The organism is Streptomyces sp. NPDC027663, assembly GCF_055566415.1.
In genome coordinates this window covers 178473-201973 of record NZ_JBVHSK010000007.1, presented here as the reverse complement: position 1 = coordinate 201973, position 23501 = coordinate 178473, and the positions used below count along the sequence as shown (strand labels likewise).

Genomic DNA, 23501 nt, shown 5'->3' with positions numbered 1-23501 from the left:
CGATATGAGCACCGAGAACCTTCCCCAGAGCCCTGAGCAGCCGTCGCGCAAGCCGCGCGTGGCCGTCGTGTTCGGCGGGCGCAGCTCCGAACACGGGATCTCCGTGGTCACCGCCGGCGCCGTCCTCAACGCCATCGACCGGACGAAGTACGACGTCCTGCCGATCGGCATCACCGCGGACGGCCGCTGGGCGCTGACGGTCGACGAGCCGGAGCGGATGGCCATCACCGACCGCCGCACCCCCCGCGTCGAGGAGCTGGCGGAGTCGCACGAGGGCGGCGTGGTGCTCCCCGTCGATCCCGCGAACCGCGAGGTCGTCTACAGCGAGCCCGGCTCCGTGCCCAAGGCGCTCGGCGAGGTCGACGTCGTCTTCCCGGTGCTCCACGGCCCCTACGGCGAGGACGGCACCCTGCAGGGCCTGCTGGAGCTGTCCGGGGTGCCGTACGTGGGCTCCGGCGTGCTCGCCTCGGCCGTCGGCCAGGACAAGGAGTACATGAAGCGGGTGTTCACCTCCTTCGGGCTCAAGGTCGGCCCGTACGTGGTGATCCGGCCCCGCGAGTGGGCCCAGGACGAGTCCGCCGCCCGAAAGAAGATCGTCGACTTCGCCGGCGAGCACGGCTGGCCGCTGTTCGTGAAGCCCGCGCGCGCGGGTTCGTCCATCGGCATCACCAAGGTCGACGAGCCGTCCGGCCTGGACGAGGCGATCGCCGAGGCGCAGGCGCACGACCCGAAGATCCTGATCGAGGCGGCCGTACGGGGCCGTGAGATCGAGTGCGGCGTCCTGGAGTTCGAGGACGGCCCGCGCGCCTCCGTCCCGGCCGAGATCCCGCCGCCGGACGCGCACGCGTACTACGACTTCGAGGCCAAGTACATCGACTCCACGCCCGGCATCGTCCCGGCGCCGCTCACCGACGAGGAGACCGCCGAGGTGCGGCGTCTCGCGGTCGAGGCGTTCGAGGCGGCCTCCTGCGAGGGCCTGGTGCGCGCGGACTTCTTCCTCACCGAGGACGGCGAGTTCGTGATCAACGAGATCAACACCATGCCCGGCTTCACGCCGATCTCGATGTACCCGCAGATGTGGCAGGCGACCGGGATCGGCTACCCCGAGCTGGTCGACCGTCTGGTGCAGGCGGCGCTGCGCCGCTCGACCGGACTGCGCTGACCCCCCGCGGGGTCAGGGCCGCATGGAGGCCATCCCCCGCGGGACCGCCTTCTTGACGGCCGCCGCCAGGTCCATCAGCACCTGGGCGCTGTCGTCCGGCCCGGACAGCTTCTCCGGCAGGGTCACCTGCACATACGCGCGACGACGGGACGTGGTGAACTGCCACGTCCCGTCGTCCTGCTTCTCCATCAGCCAGTCGACACCGTTGACCCCGCCCGCAATCGCGTTCGGGTCGTCGCCCAGGGCCACCTTGGGGTCGACCATCTTCGGCGGCCGGACGATGCCGCAGCGCAGTATGATCGCCGGGCTTCCCCAGCCCGCCGTGTAGGCGGACCGGGGCTCGGGGTCCCGGCGGCTCTGCCCGTTCACCTTGGCGGGCAGCACCTTGTCCAGGTCCCGGCAGAGCGGGGCGGTCTTCGCGTCGGGGGTGGGAACTGCCACGGTGTCGCTGTCGTCTGCCGTGGAGCAGCCCGCGACCGCGATGAGCAGGACCGGTGCGAGCAGGCCGAAGGGCCGGTGACTGAAGAAGTTCACCGGCCAAGCGTAGACGGGGGCTACAGATGCACGACCGGGCAGGTCAGGGTGCGCGTGATGCCGTCCACTTGCTGGACCTTCGCGACCACCATGCGACCGAGTTCGTCGACCGTGTCGGCCTGGGCGCGCACGATGACGTCGTACGGTCCGGTCACGTCCTCGGCCTGGAGCACTCCAGGGATCTTGCTGATCGTCTCGGCGACGGTCGACGCTTTGCCGACCTCCGTCTGGATCAGGATGTACGCCTGTACCACGGAACCTCCAGAGCGGCCACGAGGATCATGTGGGGAAAAGGAACGCCACGGTATCGCGTCGCCGCTCCCCGCGGGGAGACCTGCGGGAACCGGGCTTGCGCGCCAGGGTGCAGGCACTGCGGAAGTTGACGGCCACGAGGACCGGATCGGCCGCCGTCACGACCGCGACGACGGTCATCTCGACCGTATCGGGGACACTGATGACGCGCGACTGGGCACGGCATGGGAGAGAAGGGGAGCAAGGGACATGAAGGGCACTGTTGGTGAGCTCGGGGAGTTCGGGCTCATCAGGGAGCTCACCTCCCGTCTCACCACCACCCCGGCGGTCCGGGTCGGCCCCGGCGACGACGCCGCGGTGGTGGCCGCGCCCGACCGCCGGGTGGTGGCGAGCACCGACATCCTGCTGGAGGGGCGGCACTTCCGCCGCGACTGGTCCACGGCCTACGACGTCGGCCGCAAGGCGGCGGCGCAGAACCTCGCGGACATCGCCGCCATGGGCGCCGTACCGACCGCGCTGCTGCTCGGCCTGGTCGTCCCGGCCGAACTGCCGGTCACCTGGCCCACCGAGCTGATGGACGGCCTGCGCGACGAGTGCCAGGTCGCGGGCGCCTCCGTGGTCGGCGGCGACGTCGTACGCGGCGACACGATCATGGTGTCGATCACCGCGCTCGGCGATCTGCGCAACCAGGAGCCGGTCACGCGCGCGGGTGCCCAGCCCGGCGACCTCGTGGCCGTCACGGGCTGGCTGGGCTGGTCCGCGGCCGGGTACGCGGTGCTGTCCCGCGGTTTCCGGTCGCCGCGTGCCTTCGTGGAGGCGCACCGCCGCCCCGAGCCGCCGTACCACGCGGGCCCGGCCGCCGCGGCGCTCGGTGCCACCGCGATGTGCGACGTGAGCGACGGCCTGATCGCCGATCTCGGGCACATCGCCGAGGCCAGCAAGGTCCGCATCGACGTCCGGTCCGGCGCGATCGACATCCCGACGCAGATGAACGACATCGGTCAGGCCGTCGGCGTCGATCCGCTGCAGTGGGTGCTGACCGGGGGAGAGGACCACGCGATCGTGGCGACCTTCCCGCCGGACGTCAAGCTCCCGGCCCGCTGGAAGGTCATCGGCGAGGTCCTGAACCCCTCCGCGCTGCCCCAGGTGACGGTCGACGGGGCGCCCTGGACCAGCAAGGGCGGCTGGGACCACTTCGGGGACATCGAGTCATGATCCACGCTGCGGTCCCCCGGGTTCTCACGGTGGCCGGCTCCGACTCCGGCGGCGGCGCCGGCATCCAGGCCGACCTGAAGACGATGCTCGCCCTCGGCGTGCACGGGATGAGCGTGATCACGGCGGTGACCGCGCAGAACTCCGTGGGCGTCCAGGGGGCCTGGGAGCTGCCGGTGGAGGCCGTACGGGCCCAGTACCGCAGCGTCGTGGACGACATCGGCGTGCAGGCCGTGAAGACCGGCATGCTGGCCTCGGCCGAACTGGTCGAGGCGGTCGCCGAGTTGATCTCCGGCACGGACGCGCCGGCCGTGGTGGACCCCGTGGGCGTCTCCAAGCACGGCGACTCGCTGCTGGCCGCCTCCGCGCTGGATTCCGTACGGCGCGCGCTGCTGCCGGTGGCGACCGTGGCGACCCCGAACCTCGACGAGGTGGCCCAACTCACGGGGGTGCGCGTCGAGTCCGAGGACGACCTGCGCCGGGCCGCGGAGGCCGTGCTGGAGTACGGCCCGCGGTGGGTGCTGATCAAGGGCGGGCACCTGTCCGGGGACGCCGTGGATCTTCTGACGGACGGCTCTGCCGCGCACTGGCTGCGCGCCCCGCGCCACGACAACCGGCACACGCACGGTACGGGCTGCACGCTGGCGTCCGCGATCGCGTCGGAGCTGGCGAAGGGCCTGACCGTGCCGCAGGCCGTCACAGCGGCCAAGGAGTACGTCACCGGGGCGATCGCCGCCGGCTTCCCGCTGGGGGCGGGGATCGGACCGGTGGACCACGGGTGGCGCTTCCGCGCTTGATCCCGGGCAGGGCGGGCACGGCGGGAGGCGGCGGCTCCGCGGCTTCGGCGTGGGCGGTGGCTTCAGCAGGGGGCGGTGGCTCGGTGGGGTGCGGCGGGTACGGCAAAAAGCCGGTCCACCCTCAGGTGGACCGGCTCAGTGCAACGAACCAGGCAGTGGCCGCGCGCGGATGGGGGTCCCCCCGCTCGAGCGAAGTCGAGAGTGGGGGATGTAGCGTCAGCGCGAGACCTTGCCGGCCTTGATGCACGAGGTGCAAGCGTTCACGCGCTTCGGCGTCCCGCCGACCACGGTACGCACACGCTGGATGTTCGGGTTCCAGCGGCGGGACGTACGGCGGTGCGAAAACGAGATGTTGTTGCCGAAGCCCGGCCCCTTGCCGCAGACGTCGCAGTTGGCAGCCACGGGTCACTCCAAAGACTTCAGATGCACTTACGGTTGATCCCGGCATGCCGGGATCGAGATCCTAAGACATGAGATCTTGAGTGGCGTTGCCAGGGGAATGGCCCGATCGGATCGGGCAACCGGAGCAGCATACAACGACTGCGTCCGTACAACGAAACTACCATGGCAGCTCAGGGCCCCGCTCCCGGCCCTCTTCCGGAGGACACCGGTCCGGGGTCTACGCTGCGTCCCACGTCCAGCCAGCTCAGGGAGGCGCAGGTGGCGCAGGTGCCGCAGACATTCTTCGATGCTCTCGCGGTGCGCACCTGGTGCGGTCTGGCGCTCCGGGCACTGGGGCGGGCCCGTGAGGAGATCGACGCGATCAACGTCTATCCGGTGGCCGACGGCGACACGGGAACGAACCTGTACCTGACCCTGGAGTCGGCGGCGATGGCCGTGGAGGCCGTGTTCGCCGGGTACGAGACCGGTGCCGGCGAGCCCTCACCGGCCGACGCCGTCCGCGCCATGGCCCATGGTGCCCTCATCGGCGCCCGCGGCAACTCCGGGACGATCCTCGCGCAGCTGCTCCGGGGGATGGCGCAGGTGCTCGGGGAGGCCGGTGACGCCTCTCGCATCGACGGCCCGGAGCTGCGGCTGGCCCTGCGCCGGGCCGCCGACTCCGCCCGGCAGGCCGTGGCCCACCCGGTCGAGGGCACGGTGCTGACGGTCGCCTCGGCCGCCGCCGACGCCGCGGAAGGAGCCGAGGGCGACTGCGGGACGGTGGCGCGGGCCGCCTACGCGGGCGCGCGGGCGGCCCTGGCGGCGACTACGGGCCAGCTGGCCGTCCTGCAGCGGGCCGGCGTGGTCGACGCGGGCGGACGCGGGCTGGTGACGGTGCTGGGGGCGCTGGTGGAGGCGTTCACGGGGGAGGCGGTACGTGACGCCCCGAAGGCCGTGAAGTCGGTGAAGACCGTGAAGACGGTGAACGCCGTGAAGAGCGTCGGACCCGCGAAGGCTGCGGAGGCCGTCGGGGCCGCGAAGGTCCTGAAGGCTGCGGAGGCTGCGGAGGTCGTGCAGGTTGCGGGAGCCGCGAAGGCTGCGGAAACCGCGAAGGCTGCGGAAACCGCGAAGGCTGCGGAGGCCGGTAAGGCTGCCGAGGCCGTTTCCGGTTCTGGCGCGCACGCGCGCGAGGAGTGCGTTTCCGACGCCGGTGCCTGCGCCGACGGAGCCGAGACCGCCGGGCCCGCGTTCGAGGTGATCTACCTCCTGGAGGCCGACGACGCGGCCGTGGCCCGGCTGCGCCGCCGGCTCGACGCGCTCGGGGACTCCCTGGTCGTGGTCGGCGGCGACGGGCTGTGGAACGTCCATGTGCACGTCGACGACGCCGGCGCCGCCGTGGAGGCAGGCGTGGAGGCCGGGCGGCCGTACCGGATCCGGATCACCCACTTCGGGCTCGGCGACGTCCACACCGGCCGCCAGCGCCCGCCGCGCGAGCGTGCCCAGCGGGCCGTCGTCGCCGTCGTGCCGGGCGAGGGCCTGGCCGGGCTGTACACCGAGGCCGGTGCGACCACCGTCCTCGCGCGCCCCGGGGAACCGCCGGCCAGCGGGGAGCTGGTGCAGGCGGTACGGCGTGCCCACGCGCGCGAGGTGGTGCTGCTGCCCAACGACGCCGAGCTGCGCCACACGGCCGCCGCGGCGGCCGAGCAGGCCCGTGCCGAGGGTATCCGGGTGGCCCTGATCCCGACCCGCTCGGCGGTCCAGGGCATCGCAGCGCTGGCGGTGCACGAGCCGGAGCGCCGGTTCGACGAGGACGTCGTCCAGATGACCTCGGCGGCGGGTGCGACGCGGTACGCCGAGGTCGTCGTCGCCGAGCACGAGTCCTGGACGACGGCAGGCATCTGCCAGGCCGGGGACGTGCTCGGCCTGATCGACGGCGACGTCGCGGTGATCGGCCCGGACGTCACCGCCACCGCCGAGACCGTGCTGGACCGGATGCTCCAGGCAGGCGGCGAGCTGGTCACGCTGGTCGTCGGCGACGAGGCACCCGAGACCGTCGCCACGCACCTGGAGGCACGCGTACGGGAGTCCTACCTGGCCGTGGACACGCTGGTGTACCGCGGCGGCCGGCAGGGCGCGCTGCTGCTCATCGGTGTGGAGTGAGCCGGAAGACCCCGCGCGGACACCGGCACCTGCCCTCGCACCCCTCGGGCCGGCCCCATGGGGCGCGGATCGTGCCGGGGGCCACTGGGTGAGCGTTTTCCGGGCCTGCTCGTCGGTTGGTGGCGGTCCCGGGGGCGTGCAGCGGGCTGGGAGCCGCCGGGTGAGCGTTTTCCGGGCTTGCTCGTCGGTTGGTGGCGGTTCCGGGGGCGTGGGGCGGGCTGGGGGGCATCCCGCCGGCGTCGTCCTTGAGCTGCTTGTCGTTCCGGGCCGGTGCGCGGAAGTGGGGGTGAGCCGGGAGGCGCCGGGCGGTGCCTCCCGGTGACCTCTCACCGTTCCGGGGCCGCCTCGGGCAGCTCGAGCATCTGCCGGGCCTCCGCCTGCCGGGCGCGGACGGTCTCGTCGCCGTCGTCGGCGCCCTCGTAGGCCGCGAGCACGCCCCGCGCGCGTGCCATCGCCTCGGCGGGGCGGCCGAGGTCGGCCTCCAGCCAGCCGGCGGCGAGTGCGGCCCCGGTACGGCTGTGCAGTCCGTCCGTGCCGAGTGTGCCGAACAGTCCGGCGGCACGCTCCATCTGGACCAGCGCCGCCTCGAAGGCAGCCTGGATCACCGCGTCCTCGGCCTCCTCGGCCACCGAGCGGGCCAGCAGGTCACCGAACTGGCGGTGGGTGTGGCCGAGTTCGGCCGTGAGCTGCTCCCGGGCCACCGGATCGGCCGCACCCTCCAGCGCCCGCTCGCACGCGGCCACCGCGTCCGCCATCAGCGCCCGTGCGCCCACCGCCCCGGCCTCCCCGCGCAGCGCCAGCCAGCCCCGGGCGCGCAGCGAGCGCACCAGGAACTGCGGGTTTCCGAGCGAGCGCCACAGCTCGCCCGCGCGCGCGTACGCCTGGTCCGCCTCTTCCAGCAGCCCGGCGTTGCTCAGCGACTCGGCGGCGAGGTGGGCGAGCGTGGCGTGGTCCTGCTGCTCCGGCCAGTGCCGGGCGATCTCGGCGGCCTCCAGCCGGCGTTCGGCGGCCGCCCGGTGCTCGCCCAGCTCGCTCAGGCAGTCCCCGAGCCACCACTGCGCCTGCACGACGGCGCCGTCGCCGTGCGTCTCGGCGGACAGGTCGGGCAGCGCCGACTCCAGCACCTCGGCGGCCTCCGCGCACCGCCCCTGGTGCAGCAGGAACCCACCCAGTTGCTGCCGCGCCCAGGCGCCCACCGTGCCACTCTCGCCCGCCTCGTCGGCCCAGTGCGCGGCCTCCAGCGCATGCTCCGCGGCTTCCCCGGGCTCTCCCCGGGCGCCGACCACCTCGGCGAGCTGCAGATGCAACTGGGCCCGCCCGACCGGCTCCACGTACGGACCGCCGTGCTCCAGGGCGGCCCGCAGTGCCCGCTCCGCCCCGGCCAGGTCTCCGAGCTGATGAGCCAGCGCCGCGACCTGGACCTCGTACTCCACCGCGAACCACGGCAGCCCGGCGGCCACGTACTCGGCGGCGGCCCGCCGGAACAGCTGTCCGGCCCGCTCGGCGTCCCCGCTCCGCACGGCCAGTTCGGCGAGCATGGCCCGCGCCTCGGCGGCCCGCGCGGCCAGCCGCACGTCGTCCCCGGCCCGCCCGTCGACGAGCGCCAGCACCTCCCGCACCGCCTGCTCGGCGTCCGCAAGCCCGGTCGCGGCGTGTTCTGCGGTCTCGTTCCTGGCCCGTACCGCCTGCTCACCCTCCGCAGGCCCGGTCCCGGTGTGTTCTGCGGTCTCGTTCCTGTCCTGCACCGCCTGCTCGGCCTCCGCGGGCCCGGCCCCGGCGTCTGCTGCCGTCTCGTGCACCTTCCGCATCAGGATCCGCGCCCGGCTCATCACCACCGACGCCGTCTGCCGCATCCCCGTGGCCTCGGCCGCGTACAGCGCGAGTACCTCGTCGTACAGGGCGGCGACCGTGGTCAGCGCCGGGTCCACCTCGCCACTCAGGGCGCGGATGTACGCGCCACGCGCGCGTGCCGCCAGTGCCTCCCCGGGATCACCCGCCTCGGCGTACAGCCCGGCGGCCCGCTCGAACAGCGCGATCCCCTCCGGGCCGCGGGCCATCGCCTCGTGGTCGGCGATCTCCGCGCGGTCGCGGGGGTCCAGCTCCACGCCCTCCGCTGCCTGCGCGACCGCGGCCCACGCCTCCAGGGCGTGCGGCTGGAGGGTGTCGGAGAGCCGGCGTGCCTCGGCCAGCAGGGCGGCCAGGCCGGGCTCGTCGGAGCCCTGAGCGGCGGGCGGCGCGGCCACCGGCGCGGGCGCCGGGCGTACCGTACGGACGCCCAGCGGCAGCCGGTCCACCAGCGGGCGCTGGTCCATGCGGGCGCGGACACGCTCACCGACGTACGCGGTGCCGTTGCGCCGGTCGAACCGCCCGGCCAGTTCCAGGGCCTCCGCGCGCGCGTGGGCGGCCAGTTCCACCGCCGTCCACGACCGCCCCGCAGGGCCCGGCACCCGCTGCCCGCCCAGCCCCAGCTCGGTCAGCCGGTCCGTGAGCAGTGCCACGACGGCCAGGAAGTCGAGCCGGCTGCGCGGATGCCCGGTGTCGGTGAAGTACGCCGGCCGCTCGGCCAGCAGCTCCAGACCGCGGGCCTCGTTCCCGGTGAGCGCGCAGAACTCCACGTGGTAGGCGTACGCCTCCCGCATGCTCTCCATGGGGCGCACCAGCCGGAAGCCACGCAGATGGTGGGCGCGGGCCTCCTCCGCGCGGCCGAGCCGCAGCAGCGGGGCCAGCGAGGACGCCAGCACGGTGTGCGGTTCGTGTGCGCAGGCGAACTCGCCCTCCAGCACCGGCCGCCACAGCTCCAGGGCCTGAGCGTCCCGGCCGCACCTGACCTGCCAGGCGCCCTGCGCGTGCAGCTCACAGGCATGGCAGTCGGCCATCCGGTCCCGGTCGGCGGCCAGCCACGCGGCGTACGCCCGCCCGGCCCGCTCCAGGTCCCCGAGGTGCGCGGCGACACTGAACTCGGCGCTTCGCACGGCCCGTTCGGAGTGCCCGGCGAGCCGGTAGCGGTGCTCCATCTCGCCGAGCCACCGCTCGATCGAGGCGAGCGGGATGTGCGGCTGGTCCAGCATGCCCGCCGACATCCACTTGAAGACCCAGTGCAGCGAGTGCGTCTCGTACTCGTCGAAGTCCCCGGGCCGTTCGTCCCACATGCGCAGCAGCCGCGCGAACGGGACGAACATCTTGTCCTTCTCGGAGCTGTAGTTGTAGACCTTCAGCTGGTGCCCGAGCGCCTCGATCACGGCGAGCGGGACGTCCAGCTTCTCGGCCTCGGCGAGCAGTTGCTCCGCGCGCGCGTTGCGGGCCGGGCCCTCCGGCTGCTCGGAGTTCTCCGCCAGCGCACGGCGCAGCGCGTCGAAGTCCGTGATCCCACTCATCGTCCGTCCCCCTCTCCGAGGGTCGCCCATTCGAGCAGCCCGATGAACGCCCGGTTGAGCAGCGCCGAGTCGGCCGGCCGCAGCGGACGCTGCGCCATCAGCAGGGCCTGCCCGTACAGCGACTCGGTCGCGGTGCCGATCAGCTCCGGGTCCCGGAGCGAACCGATTCGCCGGATCAGCGGGTTGAGATGGTTGAGCACCAGACGCGCGCGCGGGGCGCTGCCGCGCAGCGAGCCCAGGATGCCCGCCCACAGGTCGTCCGCCTGCTCCTCGGCCGCCGCGCGGGCCTGCTCGTGCCGGGCGGCCCGGTCGTCCAGGTGCAGCGCGGGCACGGACAGCGGATGGAAGGCCCGCAGGACGACGTCACAGCCCAGCGGGTCGAGCCGGTCCCGCGCGGCGGCCAGGAAGCCGGACAGCGCCAGTTCCTCGGCCGGGTCGACCGTGTCCAGGTGCGCGGTCACGGTGTCCGCGTCCAGCTCGGCCACCACCGTCCCCGGCCGCACCCCCGGCAGCGCCTCCACCAGTTCGCTGTCGTACGTGTAGCCGCCGTTGACCACGCCGACGCCCTGGGCCGCGGCGATCGGCGCGACCTGCCGGTACTCCTCGACCGTCCGCGTGAAGTGCACCACCGGGTGCCGCTGCGCGAACTCCTCCAGGGACAGCTGTCCGTCGGTCGTCTCGAACGGCAGCCACGGCAGCATCGTGCGCAGCATCTCCCGGTCGTGCCGGGCGAGGGACTTCACGCCCAGGTGGTGCACGGCGAGAAAGGCCGCGAGGCGCTCCGGATCACCGGCCGCGAGCCCGGTCAGCCAGGTCCGGATCCTTTCGCCGAGCGCCTCCCGCACGGCGGCGAGCGTCTCGTCCTCGTACAGCGACTCGCGCGAGGCGGTGGGCCGCAGGCTGTCGGTGTCCAGCACACACCGCACGAAGAACGCCCAGTCCGGCAGGAGCTGTTCGGCCCGCTCGGTCAGCAGCATGCCCTTCAGATGCACCCGGTGGGTCGCCCGCTGGGCCGGGCTGACCGCCGCCGGCAGCACGTACGCCACTCCGCGGACCCCGGCCAGCGGCACGTCCAGGTCGATCGAGTCCAGCGGGGTGAAACCGAACAGCTCGTCGCAGTGCCGGGCCAGCGCCACCCGGCGGCCTGCGGGGCTCGGATGGGCCCGGTCCCAGGGCGCGGGCAGCTCCGTGACCGGCTCCTCGCCGACCCGGACGTCGTACGGCAGCAGAGACCCGAAGTCCCGGGCCAGGGTGCGCACCCGCTCGGGCGCCAGCCACTCGGCCGCTCCGGCCCGTGCGGTCAGGTACACGGTCGTGCCCGCCTCGGGCCGATCCGCGAAGGGCAGCGTCCGCACGGTGTACGAGCCGTCGTCGCGGGCCGTCCACTCCACCGGCGGGGCGTCGGGCGTACGGGCGCTGCGGCTGACCACCCGGATCCGCTCGGCGACCACGAAGCACGCCAGCAACCCGATGCCGAACTGGCCGAGGAACTCCGACCGGGCCTCGTGCAGGCCCTCGGCCCGCTTGGAGCTGCGGCCGATGGTCGCCAGCAGACTGTGCACGTCCGACTCGGTGAGCCCGATGCCGCTGTCCTCCACCCGCAGTCCGCCGTCGGCCGCGTACAGCCGGACCCGCGCCGGGGCTTCGGGGTCCGCGGCCCGCCGGGCGGTGATGGCGTCCACGGCGTTCTGCAGCAGCTCGCGCAGGTACACCTTCGGGCTGGAGTAGAGGTGATGGGAGAGCAGGTCCACCAGACCACGCAGGTCGACCTGGAACGTATGAGGTGTGTGAGGCGACTGGGAAGCCTGGGATGCCTGTGAGGTCTGGGAGTCCATCGTCACTGCGCCGGAGGGGGGAGTGCGGGCGGCGCGGGGTCGGGCGGTCCCGTACGGGCGGTGACCGCGAAGGATGGCCGGAGCGCGTCATCCTAGAGCCGGAACAGCCCACCTGACCAGGAGTTTCCCTGATGTTTACGGCACCTGGGGCCGAACCCGCGGGGCATCCCGGGACGAACCCGCAGGGCAGCGTCTGCGGCATTGTCAGTGGCGTGGTGTGCAATGGATCCCGTGCCCGCACTGCAAGAACCGCTCAAGAAGGTGCTCGGCCCCGCCACCGCGAAGGTGATGGCCGAGCATCTCGGCCTGCACACCGTCGGCGACCTTCTCCACCACTACCCGCGCAGATACGAGGAGCGCGGCCAGCTCACCCACCTCGCCGACCTCCCCATGGACGAGCACGTCACGGTGGTCGCCCAGGTCGCCGACGCCCGCCTGCACACCTTCGCCTCGGCCAAGGCCCCGCGAGGCAAGGGCCAGCGCCTCGAAGTGACCATCACCGACGGCAGCGGCAGGCTCCAGCTGGTCTTCTTCGGCAACGGCGTCCACAAGCCCCACAAGGAGCTGCTGCCGGGCACCCGCGCGATGTTCGCCGGCAAGGTCTCGGTCTTCAACCACCGTCTGCAACTCGCCCACCCGGCCTACGAGTTGCTCCGCGGCGACAGTGAGGAATCCGTCGAGACCTGGGCCGGCGCCCTGATTCCCCTCTATCCCGCCACCGCCAAGCTGGAGTCCTGGAAGATCGGCAAGGCGGTCCAGACGGTCCTGCCCAGCGCCCAGGAGGCCCTCGACCCCCTCCCCGACTCCCTGCGCGAGGGCCGCGGCCTGGTCACCCTCCCCGAGGCCCTGCTCAAGATCCACCGCCCGCACACCAAGGCGGACGTCGCCGACGCCCGGGCCCGCCTGAAGTGGGACGAGGCCTTCGTCCTCCAGGTCGCCCTGGCCCGCCGCCGGCACGCCGACGCCCAACTCCCGGCCGTACCGCGCAGACCCAGGCCGGACGGCATCCTCACGGCCTTCGACGACCGCCTCCCCTTCACCCTCACCGAGGGCCAGCAGAAGGTCTCCCGCGAGATCTTCGACGACCTGGCCACCGCCCACCCGATGCACCGCCTGCTGCAAGGAGAGGTGGGCAGCGGCAAGACCATGGTCGCCCTGCGCGCCATGCTCGCGGTGGTCGACGCGGGCGGGCAGGCGGCCATGCTCGCGCCCACCGAGGTCCTCGCCCAGCAGCACCACCGCTCGGTCACCGAGATGATGGGAGAGCTGGCCGGTTGGGGCCTGTGGCGCGACGCGCCCTCGCAGGAGGACGGTGGCGGGCGACGGGAGGGCGGCATGCCGGGCGGCGCCGAGCACGCCACCAAGGTGGTGCTGCTCACCGGCTCGATGGGCACGGCGGCCCGCCGCCAGGCGCTGCTCGACCTGGCCACCGGCGAGGCCGGCATCGTCATCGGCACGCACGCCCTGATCGAGGACAAGGTCCAGTTCCACGACCTGGGCCTGGTCGTGGTGGACGAACAGCACCGCTTCGGCGTGGAGCAGCGCGACGCCCTGCGCGGCAAGGGCAAGCAGCCCCCGCACCTCCTGGTCATGACCGCAACCCCCATCCCGCGCACGGTCGCCATGACGGTCTTCGGCGACCTGGAGACCTCGGTCCTGGACCAGCTCCCGGCGGGCCGCTCGCCGATCGCCAGCCACGTCGTCCCGGCCGCCGACAAGCCCCACTTCCTGGCCCGTGCATGGGAACGCGTCCGCGAAGAGGTCGCCGACGGCCACCAGGCGTACGTCGTCTGTCCCCGCATCGGGGACGAGGAGGACGACCCGAAGAAGGCCAGGAAGAAGTCACCCGAGGACGAGGCGGAGAAGCGGCCGCCGCTGGCCGTCCTCGAGGTGGCCGACCAGCTGAGCCGCGGCCCCCTCCAGGGCCTGAAGGTCGAGGTGCTGCACGGCCGTATGCACCCCGACGACAAGGACGCCGTGATGCGCCGCTTCGCGGCCGGCGAGACGGACGTCCTGGTCGCCACCACCGTCATCGAGGTCGGCGTCAACGTGCCCAACGCCACCGCCATGGTCATCATGGACGCCGACCGCTTCGGCGTCTCCCAGCTCCACCAGCTGCGCGGCCGGGTCGGCCGTGGCTCCGCCCCCGGCCTGTGCCTGCTGGTCACCGAGATGCCCGAGGCCGGCGCGGCCCGCCAGCGCCTGAACGCGGTCGCCTCCACGCTGGACGGCTTCGAGCTCTCCCGCATCGACCTCGAACAGCGCCGCGAGGGCGACGTCCTCGGCCAGGCCCAGTCCGGCGCCCGCACCAGCCTGCGGGTCCTGGCCGTCATCGAGGACGAGGAGATCATCGCGGAGGCGAGACAGGAGGCGGCGGCGGTCGTGGCGGCGGATCCGGAGCTGGAACGGCTTCCCGGCCTGCGCACGGCCCTGGACGCCCTGCTGGACGAGGAGCGGGAGCAGTACCTGGAGAAGGGTTGACCCGCGGCGCCCCGACAGGGGCGCGGGGCACTGCGCGACCAGCCACAATGAACCGTAACGCCGCCCACGAAGAAGGACTCCCGTCATGACCCGCGTGATCGCCGGTACGGCCGGCGGCCGTCGCCTCTCGGTACCGCCCGGCACCGGAACCCGGCCCACCTCCGACCGCGCACGCGAGGCCCTCTTCTCCACCTGGCAGTCCCTGCTCGGCGGCCCCCTGGACGGCGAACGGGTCCTCGACCTCTACGCCGGCTCGGGAGCCGTGGGCCTGGAGGCCCTGTCCCGGGGCGCGAGCCACACCCTCCTGGTCGAAGCCGACGCCCGCGCGGCGAAGACCGTCCGGGAGAACGTGAAGAACCTCGGCCTCCCGGGCGCCGAAGTAAGAGCGGGCAAAGCGGAACAAGTCATCCGGACCGCACCCCCCGCCGAACCGTACGACCTGGTCTTCCTCGACCCCCCGTACGCCGTCTCGGACGACGATCTTCGCGAGATCCTGCTCACACTCCGCGCGGAACGCTGGCTCGCTGAGCAAGCGCTCGTCACCGTGGAGCGCAGCACCAGAGGCGGCGAATTCCACTGGCCGGACGGCTTCGAGGCGATCCGGTCCCGCCGTTACGGCGAGGGAACGTTTTGGTACGGTCGCGCCGCCTCTACGTGCGAAGACGCACGATGACCGGACCGGAGAGCGAGGGATCACAAGTGCGCCGCGCCGTCTGTCCCGGGTCGTTCGACCCGATCACCAACGGACATCTCGACATCATCGCCAGGGCCTCCCGTCTCTACGACGAGGTCTACGTCGCGGTGATGATCAACAAGTCCAAGAAGGGCCTGTTCGAGATCGAGGAGCGGATCGGCCTGATCCGCGAGGTCACCTCCGAGTACGCCAACGTCCGCGTCGAGGCGTTCCACGGCCTCCTCGTCGACTTCTGCAAGCAGCGCGACATCCCCGCCATCGTCAAGGGCCTGCGCGCCGTCAGCGACTTCGACTACGAACTCCAGATGGCCCAGATGAACATCGGCCTCACCGGCGTCGAAACGCTGTTCGTGCCCACCAACCCCACCTACAGCTTCCTCTCCTCCTCGCTCGTCAAGGAGGTCGCGGCCTGGGGCGGAGATGTCTCCCACCTGGTGCCCGCCCAGGTCCTGGAGGCCCTGAACAAGCGTCTCGCCAAGGACTGATGGGGCTACAGTCGTCCCGTCCGTCTCCAACCCGGCTGTAGAGAGTGGCGAGCACAGGTGGACGTGCAGAAGAAGCTCGACGAGATCGTCTCCACGGTCTCCGGCGCCCGGTCCATGCCCATGTCGGCGTCGTGCGTGGTCAACCGCGCCGAGCTGCTCGCGATGCTCGAAGAGGTGCGCCAGGCCCTGCCCGGCTCCCTCGCGCAGGCGCAGGAGCTGATCGGCGGCCGTGAGCAGATGGTCGAGCAGGCCCGGCAGGAGGCCGAGCGGATCATCGGGAACGCGCACGCCGAGCGCGGCTCGCTGATCTCCGACACCGAGATCGCCCGCCGCTCCCAGGCCGAGGCCGACCGGATCCTCGCCGAGGCCCGCACGGAGGCCGAGGAGATCCGCGCCGAGGCCGACGACTACGTCGACTCCAAGCTCGCCAACTTCGAGGTCGTGCTCACCAAGACCCTCGGCTCGGTCGGCCGCGGCCGCGAGAAGCTCCTCGGCACCGGTCCGGGCCTGGACGAGAACGGCTACGAGGACGAGGACGCCCCCGAGCGCAGCCAGGACCCCGAGACCCTGCGGCACAACGCCGACTCCTACGTGGACGCCAAGCTCGGCGCCTTCGAAGCGGTCCTCGCCAAGACCCTGGAGGCGGTCGGCCGGGGCCGGCAGAAGCTGCACGGCCGGATCGCCACCGACGACCTCGGCGCCCTCGCCGACGACACCACGACCTTCCAGCACTCCAGCGACGCCGACTACCTCGCCGATCTCGCGGCTCTCGCGGACAGCGACCGCGCGGACCGGCGGCAGCCGGAGCCCGCGCAGCCGGTGCAGCCGTCGTACGAGCCGCAGACCGCCTACGCCCCCGCCGCCGGCTACGCCCCGGCAGGAGGAGCCCCCGTCCAGCAGCAGGACCCCTACGCGGGCTTCCCGCAGCAGCCGGACTACGCGCCGCAGCACGACCCGTACGGCTACCAGCAGGCCGACCCCTACTCCGCCACCTCCGGCTTCGCTCCGGCGGAAGGTGCCCCCTTCCAGGGTTCCTACGACCCCCGGCAGGCCGCCTACGACCCGCAGCACCAGGCCCAGCAGCCCGCACACCAGCCCCAGCCCCAGCAGGGCTACGCCCTCGACGAGACCAGCCTCTTCGACACGAGCATGATCAGTGCGGAGCAGCTGAGGGCGTACGAACAGGGGCGGGGCCTCTAGCGGGGGACCGGATTGGGCCCTGAGCGAAAGGTCCAGTATCCTGGCTCTTCGGTCGCGCGTATGCCCGCGATCAACGCTGCCCGGAACACCGACGGGTGGTGTCCCCACGAGTTCGAAGATCGAAAGCAGGAATGGCCTCCAACGCCCGCCTCGACCACCGCAACCCCCTCGTGTTCGACACGCACGAGCTGGGTCGGCGTCCTGGCGCGCTGCAGCGCCTGACCCGCACGATCGACGCCCCCGCCGACCTCGGCATCCAGGGAGTCATCGGAGTGCCGCAAGGCGCCCCGGTGGAGCTCGAACTCCGGCTCGAGTCGGTCATGGAAGGGGTGCTCGTCACGGGCACCGCCCGTGCACAGGCCGAGGGGGAGTGCGTAAGGTGTCTGGAGCCGGTCGGGCTGGAGCTCGAAGCGGACTTCCAGGAGCTGTTCTCGTACCCTGACGCCGACGACCGGGGCCGCGTGATCGCGGAACCGGGCGACGACGCCGAGGACGACGAGGACAGGTTCTTCCTCGAGGACGGCCTGTTCGACCTCGAACCTCTGCTGCGCGATGCGGTGGTGCTCGCACTGCCGATGCAGCCGGTGTGCCAGGAAGACTGCCCGGGCCTGTGCTCCGAGTGCGGAGCGCGGCTCGCGGACGACCCGGACCACCACCACGACGCCGTCGACATCCGTTGGGCGGCATTGCAGGGACTCGCCGGTTCACTCGAAGACGGCGAGAAGGACGAGATGAGCGGCGGCGCGCTTCCTTCAGCACGCGCCGACGAGAAGCAGGAGAAGTAGCCGTGGCTGTTCCGAAGCGGAAGATGTCGCGCAGCAACACGCGCCACCGCCGGTCGCAGTGGAAGGCTGCGGTCCCCACCCTGGTTGCGTGCGAGCGCTGCCACGAGCCCAAGCAGCAGCACATCGCGTGCCCGTCTTGCGGCACCTACAACAAGCGCCAGGTCCTCGAAGTCTGAGCGGGCTGGTGAGAGGCACTGTGTCCAGTCCGAAGAAGGACGCCAAGGCGGACGGTTCCGCCAGGAAGAAAGTGGACAACCAGGCCTCGTCCCATGCGCTTCTGGAAGGGCGGCTCGGCTATCAGGTCGAGTCCGCCCTTCTGGTGCGCGCGCTGACCCACCGTTCCTACGCGTACGAGAACGGCGGTCTGCCGACGAACGAGCGGCTGGAGTTCCTCGGGGACTCCGTGCTCGGCCTCGTCGTCACGGACACGCTGTACCGCACCCACCCCGACCTGCCCGAGGGCCAGCTGGCCAAGCTGCGGGCCGCGGTGGTCAACTCGCGTGCGCTGGCGGAGGTCGGCCGCGGCCTCGACCTGGGCGCCTTCATCCGGCTCGGCCGTGGTGAAGAGGGCACGGGCGGCCGGGACAAGGCGTCCATCCTTGCCGACACCCTCGAAGCGGTGATCGGCGCGGTCTATCTCGACCAGGGCCTCGACGCGGCGTCCGAGCTGGTGCACCGGCTCTTCGACCCGCTGATCGAGAAGTCCTCCAACCTCGGCGCCGGCCTGGACTGGAAGACGTCCCTGCAGGAGCTGACGGCGATCGAGGGACTCGGCGTGCCCGAGTACCTGGTCACGGAGACCGGCCCCGACCACGAGAAGACCTTCACTGCTGCTGCCCGCGTCGGAGGCGTCTCGTACGGCACCGGCACCGGCCGCAGCAAGAAGGAGGCGGAGCAGCAGGCCGCCGAGTCCGCCTGGCGGTCCATCCAGGCCGCGGCGGACGAGCGCGACAAGGTGGCCAAGGAGCCCGTCAAGGAGACGGCCGACCAGGCCGTCAAGGGCGGCGACCCGTCGTCGTCCGCCTCCGCCTGACGACAGCAGTACCGAGCGCCCGTCCCGCCTTGCACGCCGGGGCGGGCGCTCGGCCTTCATCCCATGGTCCGTACAGGGGTCCCGATGCCCGAGTTGCCCGAGGTCGAGGTGGTCCGGCGCGGTCTGGAGCGCTGGGTCGCCCATCGCACCGTCGCCGAGACCGAGGTACTGCACCCCCGTGCCGTACGCCGGCACCTGGCCGGCCCCGACGACTTCACGCACCGGCTCAAGGGCCACCACATCGGCACCCCCCAGCGGCGCGGCAAATACCTGTGGCTGCCTCTGGAGGAGACGAACCAGTCCGTCCTCGCCCACCTCGGCATGAGCGGCCAGCTGCTGGTCCAGCCGCACTCGGCGCCGGACGAGAAGCATCTGCGCATCCGTGTCCGGTTCGCCGACTCCCTCGGCACCGAACTGCGCTTCGTCGACCAACGCACCTTCGGCGGACTGTCGTTGCACGACAACACCCCCGACGGCCTGCCCGACGTCATCGCGCACATCGCACGCGACCCGCTCGACCCGCTCTTCGACGACGAGGCCTTCCACCAGGCGCTGCGCCGCAAGCGGACCACCATCAAACGGGCCCTGCTGGACCAGTCGCTGATCAGCGGGGTCGGCAACATCTACGCGGACGAGGCCCTGTGGCGCGCCCGCATCCACTACGAGCGTCCCACGGCCAACTTCACCCGCCCGGTCACCACGGAACTCCTCCGCCACGTCCGGGACGTGATGAACGCGGCCCTCAGCGTCGGCGGCACCAGCTTCGACAGCCTGTACGTCAACGTCAACGGCGAGTCGGGCTACTTCGACCGCTCCCTGGACGCGTACGGCCGTGAGGGCCTGCCCTGCAAGCGCTGCGGCACCCCCATGCGCCGGCGCCCCTGGATGAACCGGTCCAGCTATTTCTGCCCGCGGTGTCAGAAGGCCCCGCGCGTCTCGTCGTAACGCGTCCGGGCCGCGAGGACGTCGTCCATGGCGTCCTCCACACAGTGGATGAGCGCGAGCAGCCGCTCGGCGACCTGACGGCCCAGGTCCGTGAGTTCGTAGTCCACGCGGGGCGGGTTCGTCGGCTGGGCCTCGCGGTGCACCAGGCCGTCCCGCTCCAGCGCGTGCAGCGTCTGGGAGAGCATCTTCTCGCTCACCCCGTCGACGCGCCGGCGCAGCTCGTTGAAGCGCAGCGAACCCTCGTACAGCGCGCCGAGCGTCAGTCCGCCCCAGCGGCCCGTGACGTGCTCCAGCGTTCCGCGTGACGGGCAGGCCTTGGCGAAGACGTTGTAGGCGAGGTCCTCGTGGTCCCCGGTGGTGGCGCTCATACCACAAGCGTACGCCAATGCAGCGCTAACCACGAGGTTGCACTAACCTGAAGTTAGTGCTCTCCTTGAGTCAGTGCTTCGAGCTGCCCCTACGAGGAGTCTTCTGTGACCACCCCTGTCGTTTCCATCGCCTACCACTCCGGCTACGGCCACACCGCCGTCATCGCCGAGGCCGTCCGCGCCGGCGCTCTCGAGGCGGGCGCCGAGGTCCACCTGATCAAGGTCGACGAGATCACCGAGGAGCAGTGGCAGACGCTGGACCGCTCCGACGCGATCGTCTTCGGCTCGCCCACCTACATGGGCACCGCCTCCGGCGCCTTTCACGTCTTCGCCGAGGCGACCTCCAAGCGCTGGTTCGGCCAGGACTGGAAGGACAAGCTGGCCGCCGGTTTCACGAACTCGGGTTCCAAGAGCGGCGACAAGCTGCACACCCTGCAGTTCTTCCAGACGCTCGCCGCCCAGCACGGCATGCACTGGGTCAACCTCGGCCTGCTCCCCGGCTGGAACAGCAGCACGGGCTCCGAGAACGACCTCAACCGCCTCGGCTTCTTCTCCGGCGCCGCCGCCCAGAGCAACAGCGACGAGGGCCCCGAGGCCGTCCACAAGGCCGACACGGCCACGGCCGAGCACCTGGGCCGCCGGGTGACGGAGACGGCGAAGCTGATCGCGCGGGGTCGCGCTGCCGCGTGAGCGGGTCCGGTGAACGGCCTGCCTGACCGGGGAGACGAGCGGTCACGCAGGAGGCGCTGAGTTGCAGGCCCGCTCCGCCCGGAACATCCTGATCAGAGGGTGCGATATCAGCACACGGCGTACGTCGTGTGCCGGGGGCGGAGCGGGCCAGGAGTCGTACGACAGGGGAAGCGCCATGAGCACCGAGCATCCTCAGGACCCTCAGCGGACTCCCTACCAGCCGTATCCGTCGGGCGGGGCGCAGCAGTACCCCCCGCCCCACCCGTACTCGCCCCAGCCCGGGCCGAGCGGCAAAGCGGTGGCGTCCATGGTCACCGGCATCGTGTCTCTCATCGTGCCCTTCGTGGGCATCGTCACCGGCATCATCGCCATCGTCCTGGCCGTCAAGGCGCGCAACGAGATCCGGCAGACCGGGCAGAAGGGCGACGGTCTGGCCGTCACCGGGCTCGTGACGGGCATCATCGCGTGCATCGGCTACGGCATCTTCGTGCTGTTCCTCATCATCGGAGCGATCGCCCAGGCCGCTCCGCTGCCGTGAGGGGCGCGGACGCCGCGCTGCCGTGCCGGACGCACCTTGCGGACGCTTCCTCGGCGTCAGTAGCCGAAGTCCTGCGTCCACCAAGGCCCGCCGGAGCCGAAGTGGACGCCCACGCCCAGGGTCTTGAAGTCGCAGTTCAGGATGTTGGCGCGGTGACCGGGGCTGTTCATCCAGGCCTGCATCACGGCCGCCGCGTCGGCCTGGCCGCGGGCTATGTTCTCGCCGCCGAGGTCGGTGATGCCGGCCGCCGCGGCCCGGTCCCACGGCGTCCTGCCGTCCGGGTCGGTGTGGTCGAAGAAGCCCCGCGTGGCCATGTCGTCGCTGAACATCTCGGCCAGCCCGGTCAGCGAGGAGTTCGCCGACAGTGGGCTGCAGCCCACCTTCGCCCGCTCCTCGTTGACGAGCTTGAGCACCTCGGCCTCGACGGCGGCCTCCCGCGAAACCGTCACCGGCGAGGAGGTCGGCGCCGGCGCTTCGGTGGGCGTCTTCGGCGGAGTGGGCGTCTGCGACGGGGTGGGCGTCTGTGACGGGGTGGGCGTCTGTGACGGGGTGGCCGTCTGCGACGGGGTGGGCGTCTTCGACGGGGTGCCCTTCGGCTCAGCAGGCCTGGAGGGCGAGGAGTGCCTGGACGGCGTCGTCCTCGGTGCCGGAGCCTTGGTGGCCGTCTTCGACGGCGTCCGCTCGGGGGAGGCCGGCTTCGAGGCGGAGGGTGAGGGCGAGGGGGAAGCGGAGGCGGAGGCCGACGGGCTCGGGGACCCGGTGCGCTCGGCGGTGCCACCGCCGGCGGTGCCCTTGTCGCCGCTGTCGGCGCTGCCCGACGTACCGCCCTGCTCGCTGGCCGTGTTGCCGGGCGAGCCCACGGCCTGCACCCGGTCCACGGTGTGCGAACCGCCGCCGAGCCGGTAGTTCTCCAGGCCGGGCAGCACGCCCGTGGCCGCTGCGACCGTGCCGAGCGCGACGACCGCGGACACCCCGAGCAGGCTCGCACGAACCGGCCGCCCGGCCGTCCGGTCGCGCCGGTGGCCGTGGGGCGAACCGCCGTCCGGGGTGAAACCGCCGGCCGCGGAGGGGGTCATCGACCGGGCCGACGCCTGCTCGTCGTCGGCCGCGAAGAGATAGGCCTGGGCCTTGGCGGTGGCGTCGGCGTAGGCCTCGGGGTTCAGGTAGGGCGCGATGCCCATGGGTATCTGCCGCTCACCGTCCGGCGCGTGCGCGGACGACTGCGGGGAGGAGTGCCCGGGGTGCTCGTCGCTCCCCGTGGCCGAGCCGTGCGTGTGCTTGACCCCGTCGGCGGGGCCCGTGGCGGCGCGGCCGGCGGCGGAGCGTCGGTGGCGTCCCATGTCCTTGCCCTCTTCCTCGTGCGCGCGGTCGACCGGTGCCTGCGCGGCGAGCGACTCGTGGCGAGTGACTCCCTCTGGCCAACCCGACTCACTCGATCGAGTGAGTTTTCATATGCGATGCATTGGGTCCGGACGGTACCTCATGCCGCTTGGCGGCGATGTGTCCCGAACGACACCGGCCGGTTAGGTTGCACCCATGAACGAGGAAGTGCGACTGGTCGCCTGGGTGCGTGGACGCGTGCAGGGCGTGGGTTTCCGCTGGTTCACGCGTGCCAAGGCACTGGAGATCGGCGGCCTGAGTGGTTTTGCTCTCAATTTGGCCGACGGCCGGGTCCAGGTGGTCGCGGAAGGGGCACGGGCAGGCTGCGAGGGACTGCTGGACTGGCTCCAGGGCGGCGACACGCCCGGACACGTGGACGGTGTCACCGAGATCTGGGACACACCCCGCGGCGGCTACGACGGTTTCGCCATTCGCTGAGCCGGTTCTGTAAAGCCGTGCAGGCAGGAGCACGGCGAGCTGCCAAAGGCACATGCGGGAAGCAGAAACGGCCTGGTGGTTGCCAAGAACGGCCGGGCGTGGCAGGCTCCGCTGGTACAGCTGATCGTCACGCCCTGAGGGCCCGGATGAGTCCCGCCGCCGCCGATTTCCCGGCCGCGCGCCCCGGTTCGCCCGCCAATACAGGGCGTGATCGTGTTGACCGTCAAACTTTTTGGTGAGACGCTGAAAGCCCCGCGCACCCTAGCTGTTTGGCATGGAGCAACAGCAGAGCAACACTCGGATGTGCCAAGCACCGCGGGTGCGAATCCCTCACGACCCACACCGCATCGGTCGGTCACTCAGTGTGGAGGACCATCCATCATGGCAAAGGCGCTTCTCGGTTACGTCGGCGGCTCCGACCCTCGACTCCTCGCCGAGATGCGACGGCTGCAGCAGCGCGTCCAGGACCTGGAGTCCGAGCTGGTACGGATCCAGGCGGAGAACGAAGCGCTGTCGGCTGCCGCCTCTCAGGACAGGATCATGGAGAGCATCGACGCACACCAGGCGGAGCCTGCGCTCACCTGATCGCTGCATCGCTCCACGACCAGCAGTCGCAGCGAACAGGCTGCCGTATCAACCGCTCATTTGATCCCGCGGCTGCAATCCAGCCGTAAGAGCTGCAAGGGACGCTTCGGCGTCCCTTCTTTTCTTTCCCCCGCGCATCCTTTCACCCTCTTTAACGTCTGGTGTGCCCTGC

The 23501-nt window shown here is 71.9% G+C and carries 22 protein-coding genes and 1 pseudogene; 16 read left to right on the top strand and 7 right to left on the bottom strand.

What is annotated here, in order from left to right; translation table 11 throughout:
• The first annotated feature begins 4 nt into the window (after positions 1-4).
• Positions 5-1162: a D-alanine--D-alanine ligase family protein gene (locus ACZ4SF_RS20910; protein WP_468386436.1), complete on the top strand. Its 1158-nt coding sequence runs from the start codon at positions 5-7 to the stop codon at positions 1160-1162.
• A 12-nt stretch (positions 1163-1174) separates the two neighbouring features.
• Here the strand turns inward: ACZ4SF_RS20910 and ACZ4SF_RS20905 are convergent, their stop codons facing one another.
• Both ACZ4SF_RS20905 and ACZ4SF_RS20900 read right to left on the bottom strand, forming a co-directional pair.
• Positions 1175-1696: a DUF3515 domain-containing protein gene (locus tag ACZ4SF_RS20905; protein WP_468386434.1), complete on the bottom strand. Its 522-nt coding sequence runs from the start codon at positions 1694-1696 to the stop codon at positions 1175-1177.
• Positions 1697-1716: 20 nt separating this feature from the next.
• Positions 1717-1950 carry an Lrp/AsnC family transcriptional regulator gene (locus ACZ4SF_RS20900; RefSeq protein WP_059252806.1) on the bottom strand — a complete coding sequence of 78 codons (234 nt, stop codon included), beginning with the start codon at positions 1948-1950 and terminating at the stop codon, positions 1717-1719.
• 247 nt (positions 1951-2197) lie between these two features.
• On the opposite strand from ACZ4SF_RS20900, the gene ACZ4SF_RS20895 reads away from it, so the two are divergent.
• Both ACZ4SF_RS20895 and thiD read left to right on the top strand, forming a co-directional pair.
• Complete coding sequence (locus ACZ4SF_RS20895) at positions 2198-3163, top strand: thiamine-phosphate kinase (protein WP_468386432.1); 966 nt, start codon at positions 2198-2200, stop codon at positions 3161-3163.
• Positions 3160-3957: a bifunctional hydroxymethylpyrimidine kinase/phosphomethylpyrimidine kinase gene (thiD, locus tag ACZ4SF_RS20890; protein WP_468386429.1), complete on the top strand. Its 798-nt coding sequence runs from the start codon at positions 3160-3162 to the stop codon at positions 3955-3957. The genes ACZ4SF_RS20895 and thiD overlap by 4 nt, the downstream gene beginning before the upstream one ends.
• 216 nt (positions 3958-4173) lie before the next feature.
• Here the strand turns inward: thiD and rpmB are convergent, their stop codons facing one another.
• Complete coding sequence (rpmB, locus tag ACZ4SF_RS20885) at positions 4174-4359, bottom strand: 50S ribosomal protein L28 (protein WP_009190838.1); 186 nt, start codon at positions 4357-4359, stop codon at positions 4174-4176.
• 258 nt (positions 4360-4617) lie between these two features.
• On the opposite strand from rpmB, the gene ACZ4SF_RS20880 reads away from it, so the two are divergent.
• A complete protein-coding gene (locus ACZ4SF_RS20880; RefSeq protein WP_468386426.1) occupies positions 4618-6498 on the top strand; it encodes a DAK2 domain-containing protein in 1881 nt (626 codons plus the stop codon).
• A 326-nt stretch (positions 6499-6824) separates the two neighbouring features.
• Here ACZ4SF_RS20880 and ACZ4SF_RS20875 read toward each other — a convergent pair whose 3' ends face one another.
• Positions 6825-9872: a tetratricopeptide repeat protein gene (locus ACZ4SF_RS20875; protein WP_468386423.1), complete on the bottom strand. Its 3048-nt coding sequence runs from the start codon at positions 9870-9872 to the stop codon at positions 6825-6827.
• Complete coding sequence (locus ACZ4SF_RS20870) at positions 9869-11707, bottom strand: HSP90 family protein (protein WP_468386420.1); 1839 nt, start codon at positions 11705-11707, stop codon at positions 9869-9871. Before ACZ4SF_RS20870 ends, ACZ4SF_RS20875 begins: the two co-directional genes overlap by 4 nt.
• A gap of 222 nt (positions 11708-11929) precedes the next feature.
• On the opposite strand from ACZ4SF_RS20870, the gene recG reads away from it, so the two are divergent.
• The 8 genes and pseudogenes from recG (at position 11930) to mutM (ending at position 19330) form a co-directional block, all read left to right on the top strand.
• Positions 11930-14188, top strand: coding sequence for an ATP-dependent DNA helicase RecG (recG, locus tag ACZ4SF_RS20865; protein WP_468386418.1), 2259 nt, complete (start codon positions 11930-11932; stop codon positions 14186-14188).
• Positions 14189-14267: 79 nt separating this feature from the next.
• Positions 14268-14861, top strand: a pseudogene (gene rsmD / locus ACZ4SF_RS20860) (16S rRNA (guanine(966)-N(2))-methyltransferase RsmD); the annotation flags it as partial.
• A gap of 26 nt (positions 14862-14887) precedes the next feature.
• On the top strand, positions 14888-15367 hold the full coding sequence (coaD, locus tag ACZ4SF_RS20855; RefSeq protein ID WP_468386416.1) for a pantetheine-phosphate adenylyltransferase: 480 nt from the start codon (positions 14888-14890) through the stop codon (positions 15365-15367).
• 57 nt (positions 15368-15424) lie between these two features.
• Complete coding sequence (locus ACZ4SF_RS20850; protein WP_468386414.1) at positions 15425-16567, top strand: ATP synthase F0 subunit B; 1143 nt, start codon at positions 15425-15427, stop codon at positions 16565-16567.
• Between the two features lie 131 nt (positions 16568-16698).
• Complete coding sequence (locus ACZ4SF_RS20845) at positions 16699-17352, top strand: YceD family protein (RefSeq protein ID WP_468386411.1); 654 nt, start codon at positions 16699-16701, stop codon at positions 17350-17352.
• Between the two features lie 2 nt (positions 17353-17354).
• Positions 17355-17528, top strand: coding sequence for a 50S ribosomal protein L32 (rpmF, locus tag ACZ4SF_RS20840; RefSeq protein WP_003951102.1), 174 nt, complete (start codon positions 17355-17357; stop codon positions 17526-17528).
• Between the two features lie 8 nt (positions 17529-17536).
• A complete protein-coding gene (gene rnc / locus ACZ4SF_RS20835) occupies positions 17537-18385 on the top strand; it encodes a ribonuclease III (RefSeq protein WP_468386408.1) in 849 nt (282 codons plus the stop codon).
• Between the two features lie 84 nt (positions 18386-18469).
• Positions 18470-19330, top strand: coding sequence for a bifunctional DNA-formamidopyrimidine glycosylase/DNA-(apurinic or apyrimidinic site) lyase (gene mutM, locus ACZ4SF_RS20830; protein WP_468386406.1), 861 nt, complete (start codon positions 18470-18472; stop codon positions 19328-19330).
• On the opposite strand, the gene ACZ4SF_RS20825 is transcribed toward mutM, so the two are convergent.
• Positions 19303-19698, bottom strand: a complete 396-nt coding sequence (locus ACZ4SF_RS20825; RefSeq protein ID WP_468386403.1) for a winged helix-turn-helix transcriptional regulator — start codon at positions 19696-19698, stop codon at positions 19303-19305. The two genes, mutM and ACZ4SF_RS20825, sit on opposite strands and share 28 nt — an antisense overlap.
• A gap of 105 nt (positions 19699-19803) precedes the next feature.
• Here ACZ4SF_RS20825 and ACZ4SF_RS20820 point away from each other — a divergent pair, with 105 nt between their 5' ends.
• Together ACZ4SF_RS20820 and ACZ4SF_RS20815 are read left to right on the top strand one after the other, a co-directional pair.
• Entirely contained in the window at positions 19804-20388 is a 585-nt protein-coding gene (locus tag ACZ4SF_RS20820; protein ID WP_468386400.1) for a flavodoxin family protein, read from the top strand.
• A gap of 175 nt (positions 20389-20563) precedes the next feature.
• The gene (locus ACZ4SF_RS20815; protein ID WP_468386398.1) at positions 20564-20926 is read left to right on the top strand and encodes a DUF4190 domain-containing protein; all 363 of its coding nucleotides are present in this window, start codon (positions 20564-20566) and stop codon (positions 20924-20926) included.
• Positions 20927-20982: 56 nt separating this feature from the next.
• On the opposite strand, the gene ACZ4SF_RS20810 is transcribed toward ACZ4SF_RS20815, so the two are convergent.
• On the bottom strand, positions 20983-22266 hold the full coding sequence (locus ACZ4SF_RS20810) for a CAP domain-containing protein (RefSeq protein ID WP_468386395.1): 1284 nt from the start codon (positions 22264-22266) through the stop codon (positions 20983-20985).
• A gap of 196 nt (positions 22267-22462) precedes the next feature.
• Between ACZ4SF_RS20810 and ACZ4SF_RS20805 the strand changes: the two genes are divergently transcribed.
• Both ACZ4SF_RS20805 and ACZ4SF_RS20800 read left to right on the top strand, forming a co-directional pair.
• Complete coding sequence (locus tag ACZ4SF_RS20805) at positions 22463-22744, top strand: acylphosphatase (RefSeq protein WP_468386392.1); 282 nt, start codon at positions 22463-22465, stop codon at positions 22742-22744.
• 381 nt (positions 22745-23125) lie between these two features.
• Positions 23126-23329 (top strand): hypothetical protein, encoded by a 204-nt coding sequence (locus tag ACZ4SF_RS20800; RefSeq protein ID WP_031167290.1) that lies wholly within the window; start codon positions 23126-23128, stop codon positions 23327-23329.
• Positions 23330-23501: the final 172 nt, after the last annotated feature.